This window comes from Hydrogenophaga borbori (assembly GCF_003417535.1).
Taxonomy (GTDB): domain Bacteria; phylum Pseudomonadota; class Gammaproteobacteria; order Burkholderiales; family Burkholderiaceae_C; genus Hydrogenophaga; species Hydrogenophaga borbori.
Genome location: NZ_QVLS01000014.1, coordinates 130,193 through 153,003 on the forward strand (window position 1 = coordinate 130,193; position 22,811 = coordinate 153,003).

The 22,811-nt window shown below is 69.1% G+C and carries 19 protein-coding genes; 13 read left to right on the plus strand and 6 right to left on the minus strand.

The genetic code is table 11. The features are described from left to right. Positions 1 to 62: 62 nt before the first annotated feature. The gene (locus tag DY262_RS19690; protein ID WP_116960768.1) at positions 63 to 1,220 is read right to left on the minus strand and encodes an ABC transporter substrate-binding protein; all 1,158 of its coding nucleotides are present in this window, start codon (positions 1,218 to 1,220) and stop codon (positions 63 to 65) included. 147 nt (positions 1,221 to 1,367) lie between these two features. Here DY262_RS19690 and DY262_RS19695 point away from each other — a divergent pair, with 147 nt between their 5' ends. The 3 genes from DY262_RS19695 to DY262_RS19705 are packed head-to-tail and all read left to right on the plus strand — an operon-like array spanning position 1,368 to position 4,839. After that, positions 1,368 to 3,419 carry a molybdopterin-containing oxidoreductase family protein gene (locus DY262_RS19695; RefSeq protein WP_116960769.1) on the plus strand — a complete coding sequence of 684 codons (2,052 nt, stop codon included), beginning with the start codon at positions 1,368 to 1,370 and terminating at the stop codon, positions 3,417 to 3,419. Next, on the plus strand, positions 3,419 to 4,483 hold the full coding sequence (locus tag DY262_RS19700; RefSeq protein ID WP_116960770.1) for an aminopeptidase: 1,065 nt from the start codon (positions 3,419 to 3,421) through the stop codon (positions 4,481 to 4,483). Before DY262_RS19695 ends, DY262_RS19700 begins: the two co-directional genes overlap by 1 nt. 20 nt (positions 4,484 to 4,503) lie before the next feature. Next, a complete protein-coding gene (locus DY262_RS19705; protein WP_116960771.1) occupies positions 4,504 to 4,839 on the plus strand; it encodes a polyhydroxyalkanoic acid system family protein in 336 nt (111 codons plus the stop codon). 31 nt (positions 4,840 to 4,870) lie between these two features. On the opposite strand, the gene DY262_RS19710 is transcribed toward DY262_RS19705, so the two are convergent. Further along, entirely contained in the window at positions 4,871 to 5,125 is a 255-nt protein-coding gene (locus DY262_RS19710; protein WP_116960772.1) for an acyl-CoA-binding protein, read from the minus strand. Between the two features lie 99 nt (positions 5,126 to 5,224). Between DY262_RS19710 and DY262_RS19715 the strand changes: the two genes are divergently transcribed. Then, entirely contained in the window at positions 5,225 to 6,712 is a 1,488-nt protein-coding gene (locus DY262_RS19715; protein WP_116960773.1) for a wax ester/triacylglycerol synthase family O-acyltransferase, read from the plus strand. 13 nt (positions 6,713 to 6,725) lie between these two features. On the opposite strand, the gene DY262_RS19720 is transcribed toward DY262_RS19715, so the two are convergent. Together DY262_RS19720 and DY262_RS19725 are read right to left on the minus strand one after the other, a co-directional pair. Further along, on the minus strand, positions 6,726 to 7,496 hold the full coding sequence (locus DY262_RS19720) for a type III pantothenate kinase (protein ID WP_116960774.1): 771 nt from the start codon (positions 7,494 to 7,496) through the stop codon (positions 6,726 to 6,728). A 98-nt stretch (positions 7,497 to 7,594) separates the two neighbouring features. Next, entirely contained in the window at positions 7,595 to 8,263 is a 669-nt protein-coding gene (locus DY262_RS19725) for a helix-turn-helix transcriptional regulator (RefSeq protein ID WP_116960775.1), read from the minus strand. 144 nt (positions 8,264 to 8,407) lie between these two features. Here DY262_RS19725 and DY262_RS19730 point away from each other — a divergent pair, with 144 nt between their 5' ends. Together DY262_RS19730 and DY262_RS19735 are read left to right on the plus strand one after the other, a co-directional pair. Then, positions 8,408 to 9,694, plus strand: a complete 1,287-nt coding sequence (locus DY262_RS19730; protein ID WP_245981114.1) for a sensor histidine kinase — start codon at positions 8,408 to 8,410, stop codon at positions 9,692 to 9,694. Then, complete coding sequence (locus tag DY262_RS19735) at positions 9,685 to 10,671, plus strand: response regulator (RefSeq protein WP_083292756.1); 987 nt, start codon at positions 9,685 to 9,687, stop codon at positions 10,669 to 10,671. Before DY262_RS19730 ends, DY262_RS19735 begins: the two co-directional genes overlap by 10 nt. Positions 10,672 to 10,703: 32 nt before the next feature. Here DY262_RS19735 and cqsA read toward each other — a convergent pair whose 3' ends face one another. Continuing rightward, positions 10,704 to 11,945, minus strand: a complete 1,242-nt coding sequence (gene cqsA / locus DY262_RS19740) for an alpha-hydroxyketone-type quorum-sensing autoinducer synthase (RefSeq protein ID WP_116960777.1) — start codon at positions 11,943 to 11,945, stop codon at positions 10,704 to 10,706. A 156-nt stretch (positions 11,946 to 12,101) separates the two neighbouring features. On the opposite strand from cqsA, the gene DY262_RS21870 reads away from it, so the two are divergent. The 7 genes from DY262_RS21870 (at position 12,102) to DY262_RS19770 (ending at position 21,486) form a co-directional block, all read left to right on the plus strand. After that, positions 12,102 to 12,305 (plus strand): hypothetical protein, encoded by a 204-nt coding sequence (locus tag DY262_RS21870; protein WP_181936575.1) that lies wholly within the window; start codon positions 12,102 to 12,104, stop codon positions 12,303 to 12,305. Between the two features lie 136 nt (positions 12,306 to 12,441). Continuing rightward, positions 12,442 to 13,560 carry a TRAP transporter substrate-binding protein gene (locus tag DY262_RS19745; protein WP_116960778.1) on the plus strand — a complete coding sequence of 373 codons (1,119 nt, stop codon included), beginning with the start codon at positions 12,442 to 12,444 and terminating at the stop codon, positions 13,558 to 13,560. Between the two features lie 64 nt (positions 13,561 to 13,624). Continuing rightward, positions 13,625 to 14,245 (plus strand): TRAP transporter small permease subunit, encoded by a 621-nt coding sequence (locus tag DY262_RS19750; RefSeq protein WP_116960779.1) that lies wholly within the window; start codon positions 13,625 to 13,627, stop codon positions 14,243 to 14,245. Next, positions 14,245 to 16,248, plus strand: a complete 2,004-nt coding sequence (locus DY262_RS19755) for a TRAP transporter large permease (protein WP_116960780.1) — start codon at positions 14,245 to 14,247, stop codon at positions 16,246 to 16,248. The genes DY262_RS19750 and DY262_RS19755 overlap by 1 nt, the downstream gene beginning before the upstream one ends. 133 nt (positions 16,249 to 16,381) lie before the next feature. Next, complete coding sequence (locus DY262_RS19760) at positions 16,382 to 17,263, plus strand: PPK2 family polyphosphate kinase (protein ID WP_116960781.1); 882 nt, start codon at positions 16,382 to 16,384, stop codon at positions 17,261 to 17,263. A 22-nt stretch (positions 17,264 to 17,285) separates the two neighbouring features. Continuing rightward, positions 17,286 to 20,579, plus strand: coding sequence for a fused isobutyryl-CoA mutase/GTPase IcmF (icmF, locus tag DY262_RS19765; protein WP_116960782.1), 3,294 nt, complete (start codon positions 17,286 to 17,288; stop codon positions 20,577 to 20,579). Between the two features lie 13 nt (positions 20,580 to 20,592). Next, positions 20,593 to 21,486 carry a diacylglycerol/lipid kinase family protein gene (locus DY262_RS19770; protein WP_116960783.1) on the plus strand — a complete coding sequence of 298 codons (894 nt, stop codon included), beginning with the start codon at positions 20,593 to 20,595 and terminating at the stop codon, positions 21,484 to 21,486. Here DY262_RS19770 and DY262_RS19775 read toward each other — a convergent pair whose 3' ends face one another. After that, positions 21,487 to 22,761 carry a right-handed parallel beta-helix repeat-containing protein gene (locus tag DY262_RS19775; RefSeq protein ID WP_147326279.1) on the minus strand — a complete coding sequence of 425 codons (1,275 nt, stop codon included), beginning with the start codon at positions 22,759 to 22,761 and terminating at the stop codon, positions 21,487 to 21,489. Between the last annotated feature and the right edge of the window lie 50 nt (positions 22,762 to 22,811).

Genomic DNA, 22,811 nt, shown 5'->3' on the forward strand with positions numbered 1-22,811 from the left:
CGCGCGTGCCCGCGGCGACAGCCCCGCGCGCCCGTCGGGCAAGGGCGCCGGGGGCTGGCGCTTCAGCGCCGCACGCGCCCGTCCTCGGTCAGCAGGGTGAGTTCCACGAACCGGGAACCGGTGTGCTTGTTGGGCCCGAAGTCCACCGGGAAACCGCCCAGGTCCAGGCCCCGGATGCCTTCGATGGCGTTGATGAAACCCTCGCGGCTGAGGCCACGGCCCGCGCGGTTGAGCGCTTCGGTGAACACCTTGGCGGCCACGTAGCCCTCGATGCCCGAGTAATTGGGCGCGCGGCCCTGCTTGGCGCGCACGGCGGCCAGGTACTCACCCGACAGGGATGTGGCCGGGCTGTACGGAAACGGCATGACCTGGCTCACCGCCACGCCGCGCGCGTCCTTGCCGAGCTCGTCGAGCAGGGCCTGGGTGCCCACGAAGGACACGTTGTACAGGTTGCCGGCGAAACCGGCCTTGCGCGCCGCGCGGATGAAGGCGGCGCAGGACTTGTAGGCGCTGATCTGCACGATCGCCTCGGGCCGTCCGGCCAGGATGGACTTGAGCGACTCGGCCACGTCCACGGTGTTGCGCTCCACCGTGCCGGTGGAAGCGGGTTCCATGTTGAGGGCCTTGAGCGCGCGCGTGACCCCTTCCAGGCCGGTCTTGCCGTAGGCGTCGTTCTGGTAGAAGACCGAAATGCGCTTGATGCCCACCTGCGTGAGCTGGCGCACGATGGCCGCCGTCTCGTCGAAGTACGAGGCCCGCACGTGGATGGCGTAGCGGTTGAAGGGCGTGCGCAGGGCCTCGGCGCCCGAGAAGGGCGCGAAGAACGGGACCTTGGCCTCGGTGGCCAGTGGCAGCGCTACCACGCTGGTGGGCGTGCCGATGTAGCCGAACAGCGCGAACACGCCCTCGCCGATGAACTGACGGGTGTTGGCCACGCAGCGGTCGGGCTCGTAGCCGTCGTCCAGGCGCTTGAGCTCGATGCGCCGGCCGTGCACGCCGCCCTTGGCATTGAGCTGCTCGAAGAAAAGCTGGGCGCCCAGGTGGAACTGCAGGCCCAGCTGCTCCGCCGCGCCGCTGAACGGGGCCGACTGGCCCAGCACGAGGGTGGTGTCGCTCAGGCCGGCGGGGGCCCCTTGGGCGCCCGCGCGGGCGGGCAGCAGGGCCAGGCCGGGCAGCAGGGCGGCGGACCCGGTGGCGGTCAGCAGGCGACGACGTCTCATGGCGGCTCCTTGAAGGACGGAACGGGCTCGGGCAGCCGCAAGGGTATAAACAAGCGTTCATATGCCTGCAGGGGCATCCGCCAGGCGGCGCCCCGGAACGGGCGGACGCGGCGGCCTATGATCGCTTGGCCACACCCCCATTCCGCCATGACAGAAGCATCACTTGTTGTCCGCGGCGCCTGTCCGCACGACTGCCCCGACACCTGCGCCCTGCTGACCACGGTGGAGAACGGCCGCGCCGTGCGGGTGCAGGGCAACCCCGCGCACCGCCACACCGACGGCGTGCTCTGCACCAAGGTCTCGCGCTACGCCGAGCGCACCCACCACCCCGATCGCCTGCTGCAGCCGCTGCGCCGCACGGGTCCCAAGGGCAGCGGGCGCTTCGAGCCGGTCGGCTGGGACGAGGCGCTGGACGACATCGCCGCCCGCCTGAAGACCATCGCCGCGCGCGACCCGCAGGCCATCCTGCCCTACAGCTACGCCGGCACCATGGGCCTGGTGCAGGGCGAGGGCATGGCCGCGCGCTTCTTCCACCGCCTCGGTGCCTCGTTCCTGGACCGCACCATCTGTGCCTCGGCCGGCAGCGAGGGCCTGACCCAGACCCTGGGCGGCAAGGTCGGCATGAAGGTGGAGCACTTCGCCGAGGCCCGGCTGATCCTGATCTGGGGCAGCAACAGCATCGCCAGCAACCTGCACTTCTGGAAGCTCGCCCAGCAGGCCAAGCGCGACGGCGCGCGCCTGGTCTGCATCGACCCCCGGCGCAGCGAAACCGCCGAAAAGTGCCACGAGCACCTGGCCATCCGCCCCGGCACCGATGCCGCCCTGGCGCTGGCCCTCATGCACGAGCTGATCGTCCACGACTGGCTGGACCACGACTACATCGCCCGCCACACCCTGGGCTGGGAAGGCCTGCGCGAGCGCGCCCTGCAGTGGCCGCCCGCGCGCGCGGCCGAGGTCTGCGGCATTCCCGAACGGCAGATCGCCGAACTGGCCCGCGCCTACGGCACCACGAAGCCGGCCGCGATCCGCCTGAACTACGGCATGCAGCGCGTGCGCGGCGGCGGCAACGCCGCCCGGGCGGTGGCCTGCCTGCCGGCGCTGGTGGGCGCCTGGCGGCACCGCGCGGGCGGGCTGCTGCTGTCCAGCTCTGGCCTGTTCCCGGTGCGCCGCGCCGAGCTGCAGCGGCCCGACCTGCTGGCCGGCCTCGCGCCACGCACCATCAACATGAGCACCATCGGCGACGACCTGCTGCGCGAGTCCTCGCCCGCCTTCGGTCCGAAGGTCGAGGCGCTCATCGTCTACAACAGCAACCCGGTGGCGGTGGCGCCCGACTCGGCTCAGGTGGTGAAGGGTTTTGCGCGCGACGACCTGTTCACCGTGGTGCTGGAGCACTTCCAGACCGACACGGCCGACTTCGCCGACTACGTGCTGCCGGCCACCACGCAGCACGAGCACTGGGACATCCACACCAGCTACGGCCACACCGACGTGCTGCTCAACCGCCCGGCCATCGCACCGCAGGGCCAGGCGCGCCCGAACACCGAGGTCTTCCGCGCCCTGGCCGCGCGCCTGGGCTTCGACGACCCCTGCTTCGCCGACGACGACCTCACGCTGTGCCGCACGGCCTTCGGCGACCAGGTCGATTTCCAGCGGCTGCTCGACGTCGGCTGGGCCACGCTGCCGGTGCCCGAGGCACCCTACGCCGAGGGCGGCTTCCCCACGCCGTCCGGCCGCTGCGAGTTCCACAGCGCACGCCTGGCCGCCCAGGGCCTGGACCCGCTGCCCGACCACATCCCCAATGCCGAGCCCGGCGGAACGCACCCCGACTACCCGCTGGCGATGATCTCGCCGCCCGCGCGCAACTTCCTCAACAGCAGCTTCGTCAACGTCGCCAGCCTGCGCGGCATCGAGGGCCAGCCGCGGCTGGAAATCCACGCCGACGACGCCGCGCCGCGCGGCATCGCCAGCGGCCAGATGGTGCGCGTGTTCAACCAGCGCGGGGAGTACCGCTGCGTGGCCGAGGTGTCCGAGCGCGCGCGCCCCGGCGTGGTCAATGGACTGGGCATCTGGTGGCGCAAGCTCGGCCCCTTCGGCACCAACGTCAATGAGGTGACCAGCCAGCGCCTCACCGACATGGGCCGCGGCCCCACGTTCTACGACTGCCACGTGCAGGTGGCGCCACTGGAGGCCTCGGCCTGATGCGCGCGGCCGCGCTGCTGCTGGCGGCGACGGCGCTGGTCTCGGGCTGCGCCCGCACGCAGGGCTTGGGCTACTACTGGCAATCGCTCAGCGGCCACGTCGACCTGATGTGGCGCGCCCGTCCCATCGACGACTGGCTGGCCGACGCCGGCACGCCCGGAGCGCTGAAAGACCGCCTGCTGCTCGCCCGGCGCCTGCGCGCCTTCGCCGTGAGCGAACTGGACCTGCCCGACAACGCCAGCTACCACCGCTACGCCGACCTGGGGCGCAACGCCGCCGTCTACAACGTGGTGGCCGCACCGGCGCTCTCGCTCAGCCTGCAGACCTGGTGCTTCCCCGTGGCCGGCTGCGTGGGCTACCGCGGCTACTACCGCGAGGCCGATGCGCGCGCCTTCGCCGCCGGTCTGGACCGGGGCCTGGAGGTGGCCGTGTACCCGGTACCCGCCTACTCCACCCTGGGCTGGATGAACTGGGCCGGCGGCGACCCGCTGCTCAACACCTTCATCCGCCAGCCCGAGGGCGAGCTCGCCCGCCTGCTGTTCCACGAACTGGCCCACCAGGTGGTCTATGCCAAGGACGACACCACCTTCAACGAGTCCTTCGCCACGGCGGTCGAGCGGCTGGGCGTGCAGCGCTGGCTGGCGCAAGCGTCCACGCCCGGCGCGCGCGTGGCGTACGAAGCCTTCGACCAGCGCCGCCGCGCCTTCCGCGGCCTCACCGCCTCGGTGCGTGCGCGGCTGCTGGCGGTGTATGGCGACGCCTCGCTCGACGACGCGGCCAAGCTCGAGCGCAAGGCGCGCGTGATGGCCGACTTCCGCCGCGAATACGAGGCGCTGAAGGCCTTCTGGGGCGGCTTCGCGGCCTACGACCCCTGGGTGGCGCGCGCCAACAATGCCCTGCTGGGCGCCCAAGGCGCCTACGACCAGCTGGTGCCCGGCTTCGAAGCCCTGTTCGCGCGCGAGGGCCGCGACTTCGCGCGCTTCTATGATGCGGTGCGCACGCTCGCCGCCCTGCCCCAGGCCGAGCGCCACCAGCGCCTGCAGGCGCTGGCGATCACCCGCTGAACACCAGGAGACCCCGCCCCATGGCCGACATCCACATCGAACGCGAGCACGCCCTGGGCCTGGCGGCCGCGCGCCAGCTGGCCTGGAAATGGGCCGAGCAGGCCGAAGAAGAGTTCGACATGAGCTGCACCTACGAAGAAGGCACCCGCGAGGACGCCGTGCAGTTCACTCGCTCGGGCGTCAGCGGTTGCCTGCGGGTCGAGGGCGACCGCTTCGTGCTCGACGCCAAGCTCGGCTTCCTGCTCGGCGCCTTCAAGGAGCGCATCGAGGCCGAGATCGTGAAGAACCTGGACACCCTGCTGGCGGCGAAGAAGCCCGCCGCGAAGAAGGCGGCCGCCAAAAAGAAAACCACCTGAACGCTCAGGTGGTTGTCGGGGGCTTGCGGCTTCAGCTCAGGCTGTCGATGAGGTCGATGTACTGCTGCATCGCGTCGTCGGACGAGGCGCCCTTGAAGCCGTTCCAGGCGTCCCACTTGGCGCGGCCCACCATGTCGCTGAAACCCGGCTTCTTTTCGGTGTTGTCGCCCGCGGTGGCCTGCTTGTAGAGGCCATAGATCTTGAGCAGCGTGGCGTTGTCGGGGCGCTCGGCGAGCTTCTTGGAATGGGCAACGGCGTTCTCGAAACGGGCTTTGAGGTCGGACATGGGGTCTCCTGAAGGGGGGCGCCAAGGGGATGGCGGTTTGTCCCGGTATCTTACGGAGCCCGGCCTGCCCACAATAGAGAACCCACCCGAGGAGACACCATGGACCACCGCGTCGCGGCCCTCACGCAGGCGCTGAGCAGCACGCTCGGGCTCGAAGGCGAGCGCATGAGCAAGGTCGACACCGCCTGGCTGCGCATGGACTCGCCGGCCAACCTCATGATGATCGTCGGCGTGTGGGTGCTGCGGCCCGGCGTGGCGCGCGCGGCGCTGGAGCAGCGGGTACGCGAGCGGCTGCTGCACTACCGGCGTTTCCGGCAGATCGCCCGCGAGGACGCGGCCGGCGCCGCCTGGATTGACGACCCCGACTTCGATCTCGCCCGCCACGTCACCACGCACCGCCTGCGCCGCCGACGCGGCCAGGGCGAGCGGGAGGCCTTGCAGGACCGGGTGGGCCAACTCGCCATGCAGCGGCTCGATCCCCACCACCCGCTCTGGCACTTCGAATTGATCGAGGACTGCGCCGGCGGCTCGGCGCTGATCGCGCGCATCCACCACTGCATCGCCGACGGCATCGCGCTCATCGGCGTGATGATGAGCCTGGTGGACGGCGGCCAGGCCCCGGCGCCGCGCGCGCGGCGGACCAGGCGCGCCAACGAGGGCGCCGAGGACTGGCTGGCCGACGCCCTGATCCGCCCGCTGGGCGACCTCACCGCGCGCGCCCTGCAGGTGGCGGGTGGCGGCGCGGCGAAATCGCTCTCGCTCATGGCCGCGCCGCAGCAAACCCTGGCCAGCGCCGTGGACCAGGCCGTGGGCGCGGCGCACATCGGTGCCCAACTCGCCAGCGACGTGGCCGCGCTCGCCCTCATGCCCGACGACTCGGCCACCCGGCTCAAGGGAACGCCCGGCGCCGTCAAGCGCGTGGCCTGGTGCGAGCCGATCCCGCTGGACGCGGTCAAGGCCATCGGACGCGCCTTCGACGCCTCGGTCAACGATGTGCTGCTGTCCTGCGTGGCCGGTGCCATCGGCCAGTACCTGCGCGGCCACGGCGACGACACCGCGGGCCAGGAGATCCGCGCCATGGTGCCGATCAACCTGCGGCCGCTGGAAGAGGCGTGGCAGCTGGGCAACCGCTTCGGCCTCGTGCCGCTGCTGCTGCCCATCGGCATGACCAACCCGGTGGAGCGGCTCTACGCCGTGCGCGAAGGCATGCGCCAACTCAAGGGAAGCCTGCAACCACTGCTCACTTTTGCCCTGCTGTCGGTGGCGGGCCTGCTCATCAAACCGGCGCAGGACGCGCTGCTCAATCTCTTCGGGCGCAAGACCACCGCCGTGATGACCAACGTGCCCGGACCGGGCAAAAAGCTGCTGTTCTGCGGCAGCACCCTGGAGCAGACCATGTTCTGGGTACCGCAGTCCGGCACCGTGGGCCTGGGCGTGTCGGTGCTGAGCTACGGCGGCGGGGTGCAGTTCGGCGTGATCGCCGACGCCGGGCTCTGCCCCGACCCGCAAGCCATCATCGACGGCTTCGAACCCGCCTTCCAGCAGTTGCTGGCCCTGACGCTGATGCTGCCCTGGGGCCCTGAATGACCGCCGGGGCCGCTCAGGCCACCGCCAGCCGCTGGCTGGCGATGTGCAGCAGCCCGTCGAAAATCAGGCTCTCCACCAGCTCGACCTCGGTGGACATGGACGGCGCCATCTTCCAGCCCGCGCCGCCCGTCATGTAGACCACGGGCGCCTCGCCGCAGTGCCGGCTCAGGTTCTCCACCATGCGCTGCACCGCGCCGGCAATGGCAAAGGTGCCGCCGCTGGTGAGCGCGTCGCTGGTGTTGGTGGGAAAGTCGCGCACGTCGCCCGTGGGCACGTGCAGGCCGGCGGTGCCCGATTCGAGCGCGCGCAGCATGATGCCGTGCCCTGGCAGGATCAGGCCGCCCAGGAACTTGCCCTCGGCGTCGATGGCCTCGACCGTGACCGCCGTGCCCACCATCACCACCACGCAGGGCCGCTGGGGGCCCTGGGCGAGCAGTCGCTGGCGCGCCCCGATCATGGCCACCCAGCGGTCGGAGCCCAGCCGCGCGGGGTGGTCGTAGCCGTTGACCACGCCGGCCTCGGCATTGCCCGAGACCACCCACTGGGGGGTCACGTCCCACATCTCCAGCTGCTCCTCGACGCGGCGCTTGACCGCATCGCCCGCCACGACACAGCCCAGCACCCAGCGCGGCGTGGGCAGGCGGCTCCAGTCGCCCTCTTCGAGGGTTTCGATGTTCTCGAGGAATTGCGCGCCGTGCGTGATCAACCGGGCACCGACGCGCGGCTCGTCGTACAGCGCCCACTTCAGGCGCGTGTTGCCGACATCCAGGGCGAGAAAAGCCATGGGGCGCGATTATGACAAGGGCCTGATCCCGGCGGGGATGGGCCCGAAGCGCCCGGGGACCGGCTCGATCGGGCGCCCCTTGGACAGGGTGGCGGGCGTCAAATCAGGCCAAGCCAGCAGGCCCGCTGCACGGCGCCGAGCTTGTTGTCGGTCTGCAGCTTGGCCATGGCGTTGGCCAGATGGTAGTTCACGGTGCGCTCCGAGCAGTCCATGCGCAGCGCGGTTTCGCGCGCGGTCAGGCCCTCGAAGGCCAGGTTGAGGCTTTCCAGCTCGCGCGGGCTCAGGCTCACGCGCTGCTCCGCCAGGGCGCGCTTGAGCATGGGCCAGACATTGAAGACCGACCAGGCCAGCGTGGCGGCTTCCAGGCGGCTGTCGTAGGCGCGCGGGCTGAACATGAAACATTCGAAGGCCCGGCCAGCCGGCAAGGGGAAGGCCACCCGCACCAGGCTCTGCTGCCCGTGGGCCAGAAACAGGCGACGCCAGCGACTGGAATGCTCGGCGGCCGACTTGGAAATATCCTGCCAGGCCACCAGGGGCGCGTCGCTTTCACGCCAGCTCGCGCCAAAATCCACGCTGGCCGCCAAGGCCTCGGCGGGTGCCAGCATGCGGGGGGGATGCACGGCCAGCAGTTCGCGGCGCTCGCGCGGGCCCAGGGGGTCCGGGCCCAGCACCATCACCACTTCCACCCCCTGTTCGCGCAGCGCCATCAGCCAGTCGGCCAGGATGCTGTCGACGCCGACACTGTCAAAGTTGACAGGGAGTGTCATGGGCGCGGGGCCTCGCGAGGTTGCAGAATGCGCGCAACCCGGGCGTCGGAGGCGACGCCCGCGAGAGGCCAGTCAGGACAGGAGACCATATTGCGGCTGAACCGGTTGCAGTGGAAAAGCGGGTGGGCAAGGTGGCGGCAGTGGTTGCTCGACGAAGTCGTGCACACGCCGCTGGAGCCCATTTTGCACCCATCGCCGCGCCGACTGGTGTGGATCGGCTTCTTCACGTTCAGCGGGCACCTGCTGATCTACTGGATCTGGGCGCACGCCGTGCCCCAGCCCTACGAGAACCCACTGGCCCGGCTCCTGATGGCGTTCACGGCGCTCATCTACCTCATGCCCAGCCTGCGCCGCGACCCGACCTCGGCCGCCAGCGGGCGTCTGTTCAGCCTGGCCACCTGGATCCAGCTGCCGTGGTTCTTCACCTGGATGTACGCCATGAACGGCGGCAACCCCGCCTGGCTGGGCAGCGTCGCGGCCATGGTCCTCATCTACTACCACGCCACCGACTGGCGCCTGGCCACGCTGGGCCTGTTCACCGGCGGTGCGGCGGGGCTGTACTCGGCGCACCTCATGGGCGCCAGCCCCGTGGGCCCGGAGCAGCCCCTGGCCAACGTGGTCGTGATCGCCTTCGCCTGGACCATGGGCCTGATGCTGGGCATCTCCAGCGCCAACCTGCGCCGCGCCCGGTTGCTCAACACCCTCTCCACCATGGGCGTGATGGCGCACGAGTTGCGCACCCCTCTGGCCACCGTGAACCTGATGGGCGACGTGCTGCGCAACCTCTCGCAGCACGACGTGAGCGACGCCAAGCGCAAGAAGTTCGAGGAACTGGCCACGCGGCTGCAAAACCTGGTGCGCAGCATGAACCGCCAGATCGACACCCAGATCTCCAACGCCCAGCTGCTGCGCCTGCCGCGCGAACAAAGCACCATCCGGGCGGCCGAACTGGTTCAGGAGGTGGTCGCCAACTACCCCTACCGCAGCTCGCGCGAGCGCGACTGCGTGCGTGTGCAGGTGCAGCAGGACTTCTGCTTCCTCGGTTCGCGCTCCCTGTTCGCCCAGGTGGTGATCAACCTGCTGAAGAACGCCCTGCACGCCTTGGCGGCCGCCAGCCACGCGCCCCAACCGGGCGATTTGCGGGTCGACGTGGGCATCCATCACGGCAAGGGCCGCATCGCCGTCTCGGACGACGGCGTCGGCATCTCGCACGAGTTGCAGAATCGCATCTTTGAACCTTTTTATTCCTCGCAGGCCGGCGCAGGCAACGGACTGGGCCTCACGTTCTGCAAGAACGTGGTCGAAGCCGCGCGTGGCCGCCTGAGCGTGCACTCCGAACCCGGACTGGGCGCCGTCTTCATGATCGACCTGCCCCTGACCGCGACGGCGCCCGTTCGGCCCGCCGCCACCGCCCAATCCCAATGGCTCTGACCCTCTCCCTCTTCCAGCGCCCAGGCGGCGTCCTCTTCCTGGACGACGACCCGGACTACCTCGAAATGCTCGGCATGGTGGTGCCCGCCCAGACCCAGGTGGAGCTCTACTCCCGGCCGTCCGGCTTCCTGGCCCGTATGCAGGCCGAGCCCGCGCACTGGGAGGCCGACGCCGCCCTGCAGCTGCAGATGATCGACCGCTGGCGCCAGGGGCAACCCCTCATTCCCCAGGTCCTGCGCTACTGGGCCAGTCGCCCCGAGCGCTACCACCTGGCCCAGGTCTGCGTGGTCGACTACGCCATGCCCGGCACCGACGGCCTGACGGTGCTCAACACCCTGCTCGACTGGCCGGGCGCGCGCGTGCTGCTCACCGGCCAGGCCGACGAGCAGATCGCCATCCAGGCCTTCAACAACGGCCTGATCGACCAGTTCGTGCCGAAACAGGCCACCGACATCACCCGCCACCTGCTGGGCGTGCTGCGCCGCCTGGCCCAGGCGCCCCACCCGCGGCTGAACACCCTGTGGCGCGGCGTGCTGCGGCCCAATCAGCTGTCGCTGCTGCAGATCCCTTCGGTGGCGCAGTGGCTGCGCGACTACACCCACCACCACTGGGTGGAGTACGTGGTGATCGGCGAGCCCTTCGGCCTGATCGGCCTGGACATGGCTGGCCAGGTGCACTGGCTGCAACTTGAGCCCACCTCCAGCCTGCCCGACCTGGCCGATCTCGCCGCCTCGGCGGCGCTGGGCATGGAGGTGGTGCAGGCCATCCGCGCCGGCCAGCGCTTGGCCGCGGTGGAACTGCACCAGCAACTTGCCCTGCCCGGTCGGGTGCGCACGGCGCCCGCCATCGCCATCGGCGAGGACGGCCTGCTCATGGCCGCGCCCTTCCAGCTCGAAGGGACCGAATTGCCCCAGCCCATCTACCCGTACCGCAACTTCCTGCAGTCCGAGAACCACCGCATGGTGCAGGACCACTGAGGCGGCGGGCGGCACGCGTCCGCCCGTGCCCCTCAGTCGGCCGCGCCCGCCCGTGCGCGGCGGGCGATCGGCCACTCCCAGGGCTGCACGATGGGAGCCACCTCGCGCAGCACCGCCTCGATGTGCTCGATCTCGGCCTCGGTGAGCGCGGCGTTCAGCGTCAGTCGCACCATGGCGCGGTTGCGGCTGGTCGCGGGCGCACAGAAGATGGCACCGAACAGGCCGCGGGCTTCCAGTTCATCGCGCAGGCGCATGGTCCCGGGCTCGGTGCCGGCCTCCAGCGCGATGATCTGCTCACTGCCCTGGTGGATGGGGTAGCCCATGTCGCTGATGCTGGCGCGCAGGCGCCGCGTGATGGCCATGAGCCGCTCGCGCGCCGCGTCGGCGCGCTGCAGCACACCCACGGTGGCGCGCAGGCCGGCCACCTCGTGCGGCAGCAGGCAGGAGCTGAAGATGTTCGGGAAACTGGAGCTCAGCACGTAGTAGCGCATGCTGGCCGGCATGGTGAAGAAGCCGGCGCGCCCGGCCATGGCCTTGGCCAGGCTGGCGGTGATGAAGTGCACCCGGTCGGTCAGGCCCAGCTCGGCGCACAGGCCGGCGCCGCGCGGGCCATGGGTGCCCAGCGAATGCGATTCGTCGACCAGGATCATGGCGCCGTGCTTCTCCACCACCTCGACCATCTCGCGCAGGGGGCAGACGGCGCCGGTCGTGCTGTAGACCGAGTCCACCACCACCACGCCCGGGCCCTTCTTGGTCAACACCCGGTCCAGGTGGTCCGGGTCGTTGTGGCGAAACGGGGACGCGGGCGCCCGCGCCGCATGGGCGCCTTCCCACAGCGAGGTATGGGCCATGGTGTCGATGTAGACCGGCGTGTCGGCGTTGGCGATGGCCTGCAGCAGGCCCACGTTGGCCGAGTAGCCCGATTGGCAAATCAGGCCGTCCTCCTTGCCCACCCAGTTCGCCATCTCCAGCTCCAGGGCCCGCGAGGGGTGCTGGGCCAGCAGAAACACGCCCGACTGCACCACGAATTCCGAGTTGCGGGTGAGGGCCGCGACCTGTGCCGACACGATGTCCGGGTGTCCGGTGACGCTCAGGTAGTCGTTGCCGTCCAGGCGCACCGCGTTGGGTCCGGGCTGGCTGCCGTGCAGCACGAATTTGCCCCCCCAGTCCCCCTCCCAGCGGGGCAGGAAGTCCCGCTCCAGGCGCGCGCGCAAAGCGGGGTTGAGCGGCGGATCCTTCGGCGCCGCGAGTTCGAGCGTTCCCAACGTTGTCATGGAGTTCCCTTTAAAGACCTAGGACTCCATTGAAAAAAGAAATGTGTGACGGATCGCACAAACCCTGTCAGGATTGACAGGGGGCTTGACGCTTTCGTCTCAACTTTGAGTTTGGAAAACCGACCAGTGGTCGGGCAGGCGCTTCTTTTTCGCAACATGTTGTGGCTGGCTTTCGCATCTGGTTACGTGTCCAGCCATCGCATCCGCGCCTTTGTTGCTGCAAAGCAGCGGCACCAGATCGGTGCCAGTGGCGCCGGCGGGCCGACACCCGCCCTGAGACACACGCGGCGCCACAATTCACATTATGAAATTTTGAAGAATTTCATCGCCCGCTTCAAAAAAATTCACGCGGTTCGCTGACCGCTGTCCCCTTCGCGAACAGAAGGCGGACAAGAGGCTGACACCCCGCCCCACGCTCCGTGAAAACCCTGTCTTGGTAAGCATGCACCCGGAAGGATGATGCCCGCTCCACCTGACCCTCACTGGAGACAAACCGATGTCCGAGAAGAAAACCGTCCCGTCCCGTCGCGGCGTGCTCAAGGGTGCCGCCGTCGCCACCGGTGCCATGGCCGTGCCCATGGTCGCCACCGCACAGACCACCACGCTTCGCTTCCAGTCCACTTGGCCCGCCAAGGACATCTTCCACGAGTACGCCAACGACTTCGCCAAGAAAGTCAACGACATGGCGGGCAACCGCCTCAAGATCGAGGTGCTGCCCGCCGGTGCGGTGGTGCCGGCCTTCCAGCTGCTGGAAGCGGTGTCCAAGGGCACGCTGGACGGCGGCCACGGCGTGATCGCCTACCACTACGGCAAGAACTCGGCCCTGGCCCTCTGGGGCTCCGGCCCCGCCTTCGGCATGGACCCGAACATGGTGCTGGCCTGGCACTACTACGGCGGCGGCAAGGACCTGGTGGACGAGATCTACAAGTCCCTGAACATGGACGTCGCGTCCTTCCTCTACGGCCCCATGCCTTGCCAGCCCCTGGGCTGGTTCAAGAAGCCGGTGGCCAAGGTCGAGGACATGAAAGGCCTGAAGTTCCGCACCGTGGGCCTGGCCGTGGACGTGTTCACCGCCATGGGCACCGCGGTCAACCCGCTGCCCGGCGGCGAGATCGTCCCCGCGCTGGACCGCGGCCTGATCGACGCGGCCGAGTTCAACAACGCCTCGTCCGACCGCGTGCTGGGTTTCGCCGACGTGGCCAAGAACTGCATGCTGCAGAGCTTCCACCAGAGCGGCGAGCAGTTCGAGATCCTGTTCAACGGCGCCAAGTACAAGGCCCTCAACGGCGAACTCAAGGCCATCATCGACTACGCCGTGCAGGCCGCCAGCGCCGACATGAGCTGGAAGGCCATCCACCGCAACAGCGAGGACTACATCGAGCTCAAGAAGGCCGGTGTCAAGTTTTTCAAGACGCCCGACCCGGTGCTGCGCGCGCAGCTCGCCGCCTGGGACGCGACCATCGCCAAGAAGTCCGGCGAGAACCCGCTGTTCAAGAAGGTGCTCGACTCGCAGAAGGCTTTCGCCGCCCGCGCGGGCCAGTGGCAGAACGACTACACGGTCGATTTCAAGATGGCCTACAACCACTACTTCGGCCGCGGCGCCAAGAAGAGCTGATCGCCAACAGCCAGCCCAGGAAAGGGCGCCCCCTTGGGCGCCCTTTCTGTTTCCGGGGAACTCCATGCAAAAACTACTTCTCACGGTCGACGCCATATCGACCTGGTTCGGCAAGGCCTGCGCCTGGACGGTGGTGCTCCTGACGGCGCTGATCACCTGGGAGGTGTTCTCCCGCTACGTGCTCAACCACCCGCACGCCTGGGTGCTCGACGCCCAGATCATGCTGTACGGCGTGCTCTTCATGACCGCCGGCGCCTACACCCTGGCCAAGAACGGTCACGTGCGCGGCGACGTGCTCTACGGCTTCTTCCGCCCGCGCACGCAGGCCTCGATCGACCTCACGCTGTACATCCTGTTCTTTCTGCCGGGCGTCATCGCGCTCACCTGGGCGGGCTGGACCTTCGCCAACGAATCGCTCGCGATCCGCGAGCAGACCTTCAACGCCGACCCGCTCCCGGTCTACCCCTTCAAATTCTTCGTGCCGATCGCCGGCGCCTTCCTTTTGCTGCAGGGCATCGCCGAAATCATCCGCTGCGTGATCTGCCTGCGCACTGGCGCATGGCCCAGCAAGGAAGAGGACGTCGAAGAGGTCGACGTCGACAAGCTCAAGGAAATGGTGCACGTGAAAGACGCCGACATCGAAGCCCTGGACCAGACGCTGGTCAGCAAGAAAGGCGGTCAGTGATGGCGATCCGCAAGGAACTCTGGTTCGGCTTCACGCTGATGGGCGTCATCGTGGCCGGCGTGCTGGCCATGGTGTTCAGTGTCGACACCATGACCAACGGCCACTACGGCCTGCTCATGCTCTCGCTGGTGGTGGTGGCCATCATGCTGGGCTTTCCCACCGCCTTCACGCTCATGGGCATGGGCATGATCTTCACCTTCTTCGCCTACCACTCGGGCAACCAGACCGCGGCCGGCGCGATCACGCAGACACTGGATCTGATGGTGCAGCGCGCTTTCTCGGTGATGGCCAGCGACGTGCTGATCGCCATCCCCCTGTTCGTGTTCATGGGCTACCTGGTCGAGCGGGCGAACCTGATCGAGAAGCTCTTTCGCAGCCTGCATCTGTCGCTGGCGCGCGTGCCGGGCTCGCTGGCCGTGGCCACGCTGGTCACCTGCGCGGTGTTCGCCACGGCCACCGGCATCGTCGGGGCGGTGGTCACGCTCATGGGCCTGCTGGCGCTGCCGCAGATGCTCAAGGGCGGCTACGACACGCGATTGGCGGCGGGCGCCATCACCGCAGGCGGCTGCCTGGGCATCCTGATCCCGCCGTCGGTGCTGCTCATCGTCTACGGCGCCACGGCCGGCGTGTCGGTGGTCAAGCTGTACGCGGGGGCGTTCTTCCCCGGGCTCATGCTGGCGGGTCTGTACATCGTGTACGTGATCGTCATGGCCAAGCTCAAGCCGACCTGGGCACCGCCTCTGACGGCCGAGCAGCGTCGCGTGCCGCTGCCCGAGCCTCTGCTGAAGCTGGGCGCCACCGCCGGCAAGTCGGCCCTGCTCGGCCTGCTGTCGGCGCTCAAGGGCCGCAACAACCAGGGCGTCTCCACCAGCTACCTGCTGCGCCAGCTCGGCGTGGTGCTGTTGCCGGCGGCCCTATTCGTGGCCGTGGCGGTGCTCAGCTACCCCAGCGCCAAGCCGGTGGCGGCCGATGTGCCGGCCGGTCTGGTGCCCCTGGGTCTGGGCGGCGGTGCACAGGACAGCGGCGGCGGCCTGGCCGAGCCACCGGGCGCCGACGACCAGGGACTGGCCGAGCCCGATGGCGGACTGAGCGAGCCGCCCAGCAGCGAAGGCGGCGATGGCTTGGCCGAGCCACCCTCCGCGGACGAGCCCGAGGCGCTGGGCGAGCCCGCGACCGGCGGCCTCGCCGAGCCTTCGGCGGCGCCGGCTGGCACGGGTGACGGCGCCTCGGGCGCCGACACTGCGCAGGGCGGCGCGGGCAGTGGCTACTGGATCGGCGTGGCCGTGGGAGCCCTCGCGCTCGCGGTGTTCTATGCGCTGTTCAGCTACGCCAGGGTCGAGATTTTCAAGATGCTGCTCGCCAGCTTCTTCCCGCTGATGGTGCTCATCCTGGCCGTTCTCGGCTCCATCGTGTTCGGCCTGGCGACGCCCACCGAAGCGGCCGCCGTCGGTGCCTTTGGCGGCCTTCTCCTGGCGGCCGCCTACCGGCAGCTCACGTTCAGCGTGGTCAAAGAAAGCGTCTTCCTCACGGCCAAGACGAGTGCGATGGTGTGCTGGCTGTTCGTGGGCTCGGCCATCTTCTCGGCCGCCTTCGCACTGCTGGGCGGACAGGAGCTGGTCGAGCAGTGGGTGCTGGGCATGAACCTGTCCAAAACCGAGTTCCTGATCCTGTCGCAGGTGATCATCTTCATCCTGGGCTGGCCGCTGGAATGGACCGAGATCATCGTGATCTTCATGCCCATCTTCATCCCGCTGCTGGACAACTTCGGCGTCGATCCGCTGTTCTTCGGCCTGCTGGTGGCGCTGAACCTGCAGACCGCCTTCTTGAGCCCCCCGGTGGCCATGAGCGCGTTTTATCTGAAGGGCGTCGCACCGAAGCATGTGACGCTGAACCAGATCTTCGCCGGCATGATTCCCTTCATGGGCATACAGATCATCGCCATCGTTCTGCTGTACCTGTTCCCCGGGATCGGCCTGTGGCTGCCCTCGGTGCTCTACAACTGACCACCGCTCATCCTGTACAGGGGCGCTTCGGCGCCCCTTTTTTTCTGGTTTGCCGCTACCATTGACGTTTACGTTAACGTCAATTCGACCAAGCCCGGTTAGGGTGTCCGTCGCGCCCCCGCCAAGACCCGCCATGCCCAGCCCCAGCGACATCCGCCTGCCCTTCCCTGCGTCGGTGCTGCGCGCGCCCAAGGGCTCGGCCTGGCAGCGCTGGCAGATCGACCCCGAGGCCGCGCGGCCCCAGGTCTCGCTCAAGTCGCTCGATCCCGCCGAGAAGCCCTTTTCGGGCGGTGACAAGGCCGCCGACAAGGCCGCGGTGGAGCGGCTGGCCGATGAAATCGATCAGCTGCAGAACGTGTTCCATCCCGATGCGCGCTACAAGCTGCTGGTGGTGCTGCAGGGCACCGACACCGCCGGCAAGGACGGCACCGTGCGCGGCGTGTTCGGCCGCACCAGTCCGCTGGGCGTGCGCACCGTGGGCTGGAAGGCGCCCAGCGAGGCCGAGCGTGCGCACGACTACCTCTGGCGCATCCACCAGGCCATGCCCGGCAATGGCGAGATCGTCGTCTTCAACCGCAGCCACTACGAGGACGTGCTGGTGCCCGTCGTCAACGGCTGGATCGACAAGGCCCAGACCCAGCAGCGCTACGCGCACATCAACGACTTCGAGCGCCTGCTGGCCGAGACCGGCACCGTGGTCCTGAAGTTCATGCTGCACATCGGCTTCGACGAACAGCGCCAGCGCCTGCAGGACCGCATCGACGACCCCGAGAAGCACTGGAAGTTCAGCCTGGGCGACCTCGAGGTGCGCAAGCAATGGGGCGCGTACCAGAAGGCCTATGAGGACTTTCTGGCAACCACCAGCACGCCCTGGGCGCCCTGGACCGTGGTGCCCGCCAACAGCAAGACCCACCGCAACCTCATGGTCGCCACCATCGTGCGCGACACCCTGCAGCGGCTGGCGCTGCGCTTCCCGCCCGACGACCCCGCGCTGAAGAACCTGCGCGTCGAATGAACCCACCCCAGAGAGACGAGCCATGACCCAGCTGAGCGCCGACTACCAGGCCCTGACCCAGTACCGCCCCAAGCACAAGGTGCGCTTCGTCACCGCAGCCAGCCTGTTCGATGGGCACGACGCGGCCATCAACATCATGCGGCGCATCCTGCAGGGCATGGGCGCCGAGGTGATCCACCTCGGTCACAACCGCAGCGTGGACGAGGTGGTCACCGCCGCCTTGCAGGAAGACGTGCAGGGCATCGCCATCAGCAGCTACCAGGGCGGCCACGTCGAGTACTTCAAGTACATGGTGGACCTGCTCAAGCAGCGCGGCGGCGCGCACATCCAGGTCTTCGGCGGTGGCGGCGGCGTGATCGTGCCGAGCGAAATCCAGGAGCTCCAGGCCTACGGCGTGGCGCGCATCTACAGCCCCGAGGATGGTCAGCGCATGGGCCTGCAGGGCATGATCGGCGAGATGGTCATGCGCTGCGACCACGACCTCTCATCGCACGCACCCAAGGCCTTGAAGGCCATCCAGGGCCACGGCGAGATGCACTGGCGCGCGCTGGCCCAGCTCATCACCGTGATCGAGAACGGACAGGCCGACGCCGCGCTGGTGCAGGCCGTGCGCGAGGCCGCCGCGCAGGTGAAGGTGCCGGTGCTCGGCATCACGGGCACCGGCGGCGCGGGCAAGTCCTCGCTCACCGACGAGCTCATCCGCCGCCTGCGCCTGGACCAGGGCGACGCCGCGCGCGCGGCCGTCATCAGCATCGACCCCTCGCGGCGCAAAAGTGGCGGTGCCCTGCTGGGCGACCGCATCCGCATGAACGCCATCGCGCCGTGGCAGAACGGTCCGCGCGTCTTCATGCGCTCCCTGGCCACGCGCGACTTCGGCAGCGAGATCAGCGCCGCCCTGCCCGATGTGATCGCCGCCTGCAAGGCCGCGGGCTTCGACCTCGTGATCGTGGAGACTTCGGGCATCGGCCAGGGCGACGCGGCCATCGTGCCGCACGTGGATGTGCCGCTGTACGTGATGACGCCCGAGTTCGGCGCCGCCAGCCAGCTCGAGAAGATCGACATGCTGGACTTCGCCGAGTTCGTGGCCATCAACAAGTTCGACCGCAAGGGTGCGGCCGATGCCTTGCGCGACGTCGCCAAGCAGGTGCAGCGCAACAAGGAGGCCTGGGGCAAGCGGGCGGACGAGATGCCCGTCTTCGGCACCATGGCCGCGCGCTTCAACGACGACGGCGTGACCGCGCTCTACCAGGCGCTCAAGCCCCGCCTGGCCGGGCTCGGCCTGGCGCTGAAAGAAGGCAGCCTGCCCGTGGTGGACGTGCGCCACAGCACCAACCAGACCCCCGTGGTGCCGCCCGCGCGCACGCGCTACCTGGCCGAGATCGCCGACACCGTGCGCGGCTACAAGAAGTCCGTGCGCGAACAGGCGCGCCTGGCACGCGAGATCCAGCAGCTGCAGGCCACGGCGGGCATGCTGCGCAAGGACAAGCCCGAGCGTGCCCGCGCCGCCGAAGCGGTGATCGACCTGGCCCAGGTGCGCGAACTCGACCAGGACCCGGGCGCGCGCAAGCTGCTGGCGCAGTGGCCGGACATGCAGAAGGCCTACGCGGGCGACGAGTACGTGGTGAAGATCCGCGACAAGGAAATCCGCACGGCGCTCACCACCAAAAGCCTGTCGGGCACGGTGATCCGCAAGGTGGCGCTGCCGGGCTACGAAGACCACGGCGAACTGCTCAAGTGGCTGATGCTGGAGAACGTGCCCGGTAGCTTCCCCTACACCGCCGGCACTTTCGCCTTCAAGCGCGAAGGCGAGGACCCCACCCGCATGTTCGCCGGCGAGGGCGACCCCTTCCGCACCAACCGGCGCTTTCGGCTGCTGTCCGAAGGCATGCCGGCCAAGCGCCTGTCCACCGCCTTCGACTCGGTCACGCTGTACGGCAACGACCCCGACCCGCGCCCGGACATTTACGGCAAGGTCGGCAACTCGGGCGTGAGCATCGCCACGCTGGACGACATGAAGGTGCTCTACGGCGGCTTCGACCTCTGCCACCCGGCCACCTCCGTGTCCATGACCATCAACGGCCCGGCGCCCAGCATCCTGGCCATGTTCATGAACACGGCGATCGACCAGAACCTGGAGAAATTTCAGGCCGACAACGGCCGCGAGCCCACCGCCACAGAGGCCGCCAAGATCCGCGAATGGGTGCTGGCCAATGTGCGCGGCACGGTGCAGGCCGACATCCTGAAGGAAGACCAGGGCCAGAACACCTGCATCTTCAGCACCGAGTTCAGTCTCAAGGTGATGGGCGACATCGCCAGCTACTTCGTGCACCACGACGTGCGCAATTTCTACTCGGTGTCCATCAGCGGCTACCACATCGCCGAGGCCGGGGCCAACCCGATCAGCCAGCTCGCCTTCACGCTGTCGAACGGCTTCACCTTCGTGGAGGCCTACCTCGCACGCGGCATGCACATCGACGACTTCGCGCCCAACCTGAGCTTCTTCTTCAGCAACGGCATGGACCCCGAGTACACCGTGATGGGCCGCGTGGCACGGCGCATCTGGGCCGTGGCCATGCGCGACAAGTACGGTGCCAACGAGCGCAGCCAGAAGCTCAAGTACCACATCCAGACCAGTGGGCGCAGCCTGCACGCGCAGGAAATCCAGTTCAACGACATCCGCACCACCCTGCAGGCGCTGATCGCCATCTACGACAACTGCAACAGCCTGCACACCAACGCTTTCGACGAGGCCATCACCACGCCCACCGAAGACTCGGTGCGCCGCGCCATGGCGATCCAGCTCATCATCAACCGCGAGTGGGGCCTGGCCAAGAACGAGAACCCCAGCCAGGGCAGCTTCATCATCGAGGAGCTGACCGAACTGGTGGAGGAGGCGGTGCTGGCCGAATTCGAGCGCATCGCCGAGCGCGGCGGCGTGCTCGGCGCCATGGAGACCGGCTACCAGCGCGGCCGCATCCAGGATGAGTCCATGCACTACGAGATGCTCAAGCACACCGGCGAGCTGCCCATCATCGGCGTGAACACCTTCCGCAACCCACACGGCGACCCGATCCCGCAGTCGCTGGAGCTGGCGCGCTCCACCGAAGATGAAAAGCAAAGCCAGCTCAAGCGCCTGCAGGACTTTCATGCCCGCCACGCGGCCGAGTCGCCCGCGATGCTGGCGCGCCTCAAGCGCGCCGTGATCGAGAACGGCAACGTGTTCGAGGTGCTGATGGACGCGGTGCGCTGCTGTTCGCTGGGCCAGATCACCAGCGCGCTGTTCGAGGTGGGCGGCCAGTACCGGCGCAACATGTGACGGCGCCGCCTCCGTGCGTGCCGTCCTCGTCAATCCCGCCGCTCGCGCCGGCAGGGCCCCGGCCCTGCTACCCGAGCTGCGCCGCGCCCTGCCCGCCGACGTGACCCTGCACGTGCCCGACAGCGCCGACGCGGCGCTCGCCGTGCTGCACGCCCTGCCCCCTGGCAGCCGCGTGGTGGCCGTGGGCGGCGACGGCACCTTGCACCGCTGGCTGCCCGCGCTGATCGCGCGCGACCACGAGCTGGGCCTGGTGCCCCTGGGCAGCGGCAACGACGTGGCGCGCGCGCTCGGCCTGGGGGGGGAGGCGCCGCTGACCTGGCTGTCGCATGCGCTCAACGCGCCGCCCAGTTTCATGGACCTCGGCCTGGCCCTCTGGCACGACGGCCAGGGCCGCCCGCACGAGACGCCCTTCATCTCCAGCCTGAGCGCGGGCTTCGACGCCGCCGTGGCGCGCCGCGCCATCGATGGCCCGGCCCGCCTGCGCGGCCTGCCGCGCTACCTCTGGGCCACGCTGCGCGAACTCGCGGCCCTGCGCACCTGGGCGCTGGACATCACCGTGGACGGCGAGCACCTGCACAGCGGTCCCGCCCTGTTCGCGGCCAGCCTGAATACGCCCAGCTTTGGTGGCGGCATGCCCGCCACGCCGGGCGCGCGCACGCACGACGGCCTGCTCAACCTGTTGCTGGCGGGGCCGTTCACGCGCGGCGGCGCGCTGCGCATGCTGCCGCGCCTGCTGCGCGGCCGCCACCTGGGCCACCCCCGCATCCACACCCAGGCCTTCGAGGCCCTGCTGATCCTGGCACGGGGCGACCTGCCGCTGGCCGCCGACGGCGAATGGCTGGGCTTCGCCCGCTCCGTTCAGGTGGTGGTGCGGCCTTCGGCGCTGCGTGTGGTGCGCAAGGGCTGATCAAGGCGCCGACTGCAGGGCCCCGGCCACCCGGCTTCCCCCGGCGATGGCGCGCAGCACGAAGGGGCTGGGCGTGTCGTTCACATAGGCTGCGTCCGGCACGCCCGACAGGCCGATGCGGGCCTGCAGCGTGGCGTTGGGCCAGAAGTTCGGCGCGCCCACGTTGCTGGCGCCAGGGATGTTGGCCGCCATGTCGAAAACGTTCTGGCTCTGGCCCACGCTGCCGCTGGAGAAGCCGCCGGCGATCAGCGTGGGGCTGCCCGTGCCCGCGAACAGGTTGGCGGTGAGGCCCACGGCGCTGGCGCCGCTGGCCACGTACAGGTAGCCGCCGCCCGATCGCGTGCTCACCAGGGTGTTGTGCACCAGCTGCAGCGAGCGCGAGGGATTGGTGTAGCCCTCGAAGCCATAGGCGACGAGGTAGGCGTTGTCGGCGTTCGGGCCCTTCTGCATGAGGTTGCCACGCAGGACGACCTGACCACCGTTCGGGAAGTCGGTCTGGTAGCTGGCGGTGCCGCTGGGGCCGTCCATGAAGTAGCTGTTCTCGATCAGGTTGTCGCGCGCGCGGCTCTTCAGGTTGTGCCCGATGCGGGCCTGGCGGAAGAAGCTGGCGCGCACCACCAGGCGGTCGATCTGGTTGACATAGAGGTTGTGCGTATAGCCATCGCCGCGCCCGTTGCCCGCGAACTCGGTGTAGCTGATGTCGATGCTGCCGTTGCCCGGGTTCGCCAGCAGGCCGTTCTCGTTGTCGTAGAAGCCGCTGTTGAGGATGCGCAGGGTCCCGCTGGTGTGCTCGGCGCGGATGCCGGCGCCGTTCTGGTCGGGCACGGTGGCGTTGTGGAAGGAAATGCCATCCACCGTGACGTTGGCGCCACCGATGACCCAAATGCCCTTGCCGCGCGCGTTCTGGCCGTCGGCGTACATGCGCGCGGGGCCGCCCGCGCCGCAGATGGTCAGGTTGCCGGCCGTCCATTGCGCGACGGCGGCCGAGCCCCGGTAGTCGCCCGCGCTGATGCGGATGGTGTCGCCCGACTGGGCGGCGGCCGCGGCGGCGGCGGGCGAGGCATAGGTTTTGCCGGGGCCCACCTCGAGCACGCGGCCGGCCGGGCTGGCGCAGGCATTGCCCAGGCCAGGGCCCGCGCCCGGTGGCAAGGGCGTCACGCTGGAGGGCGGCAAGGGAGAGGACGGGGACTGGCCGGGGCCATCGGAGCCACCGCCACCGCCGCAGGCGGCCAGGCCGGCAAGCAGCGCGGGAATGCACAAGAGACGAAGCAGCATACGGGCGCGGGGCCGGGCGGCGGCCCGGCGCAGAACAGGAGAACGGGGGA

What these genes read in the sequence shown, in the direction of transcription:
- DY262_RS19690 (WP_116960768.1), bottom strand. Translation starts at nt 1,220, where the DNA reads ATGAGACGTCGTCGCCTGCTGACCGCCACCGGGTCCGCCGCCCTGCTG.
- DY262_RS19695 (WP_116960769.1), top strand. Translation starts at nt 1,368, where the DNA reads ATGACAGAAGCATCACTTGTTGTCCGCGGCGCCTGTCCGCACGACTGC.
- DY262_RS19700 (WP_116960770.1), top strand. Translation starts at nt 3,419, where the DNA reads ATGCGCGCGGCCGCGCTGCTGCTGGCGGCGACGGCGCTGGTCTCGGGC.
- DY262_RS19705 (WP_116960771.1), top strand. Translation starts at nt 4,504, where the DNA reads ATGGCCGACATCCACATCGAACGCGAGCACGCCCTGGGCCTGGCGGCC.
- DY262_RS19710 (WP_116960772.1), bottom strand. Translation starts at nt 5,125, where the DNA reads ATGTCCGACCTCAAAGCCCGTTTCGAGAACGCCGTTGCCCATTCCAAG.
- DY262_RS19715 (WP_116960773.1), top strand. Translation starts at nt 5,225, where the DNA reads ATGGACCACCGCGTCGCGGCCCTCACGCAGGCGCTGAGCAGCACGCTC.
- DY262_RS19720 (WP_116960774.1), bottom strand. Translation starts at nt 7,496, where the DNA reads ATGGCTTTTCTCGCCCTGGATGTCGGCAACACGCGCCTGAAGTGGGCG.
- DY262_RS19725 (WP_116960775.1), bottom strand. Translation starts at nt 8,263, where the DNA reads ATGACACTCCCTGTCAACTTTGACAGTGTCGGCGTCGACAGCATCCTG.
- DY262_RS19735 (WP_083292756.1), top strand. Translation starts at nt 9,685, where the DNA reads ATGGCTCTGACCCTCTCCCTCTTCCAGCGCCCAGGCGGCGTCCTCTTC.
- cqsA (WP_116960777.1), bottom strand. Translation starts at nt 11,945, where the DNA reads ATGACAACGTTGGGAACGCTCGAACTCGCGGCGCCGAAGGATCCGCCG.
- DY262_RS21870 (WP_181936575.1), top strand. Translation starts at nt 12,102, where the DNA reads ATGTTGTGGCTGGCTTTCGCATCTGGTTACGTGTCCAGCCATCGCATC.
- DY262_RS19745 (WP_116960778.1), top strand. Translation starts at nt 12,442, where the DNA reads ATGTCCGAGAAGAAAACCGTCCCGTCCCGTCGCGGCGTGCTCAAGGGT.
- DY262_RS19750 (WP_116960779.1), top strand. Translation starts at nt 13,625, where the DNA reads ATGCAAAAACTACTTCTCACGGTCGACGCCATATCGACCTGGTTCGGC.
- DY262_RS19755 (WP_116960780.1), top strand. Translation starts at nt 14,245, where the DNA reads ATGGCGATCCGCAAGGAACTCTGGTTCGGCTTCACGCTGATGGGCGTC.
- DY262_RS19760 (WP_116960781.1), top strand. Translation starts at nt 16,382, where the DNA reads ATGCCCAGCCCCAGCGACATCCGCCTGCCCTTCCCTGCGTCGGTGCTG.
- icmF (WP_116960782.1), top strand. Translation starts at nt 17,286, where the DNA reads ATGACCCAGCTGAGCGCCGACTACCAGGCCCTGACCCAGTACCGCCCC.
- DY262_RS19775 (WP_147326279.1), bottom strand. Translation starts at nt 22,761, where the DNA reads ATGCTGCTTCGTCTCTTGTGCATTCCCGCGCTGCTTGCCGGCCTGGCC.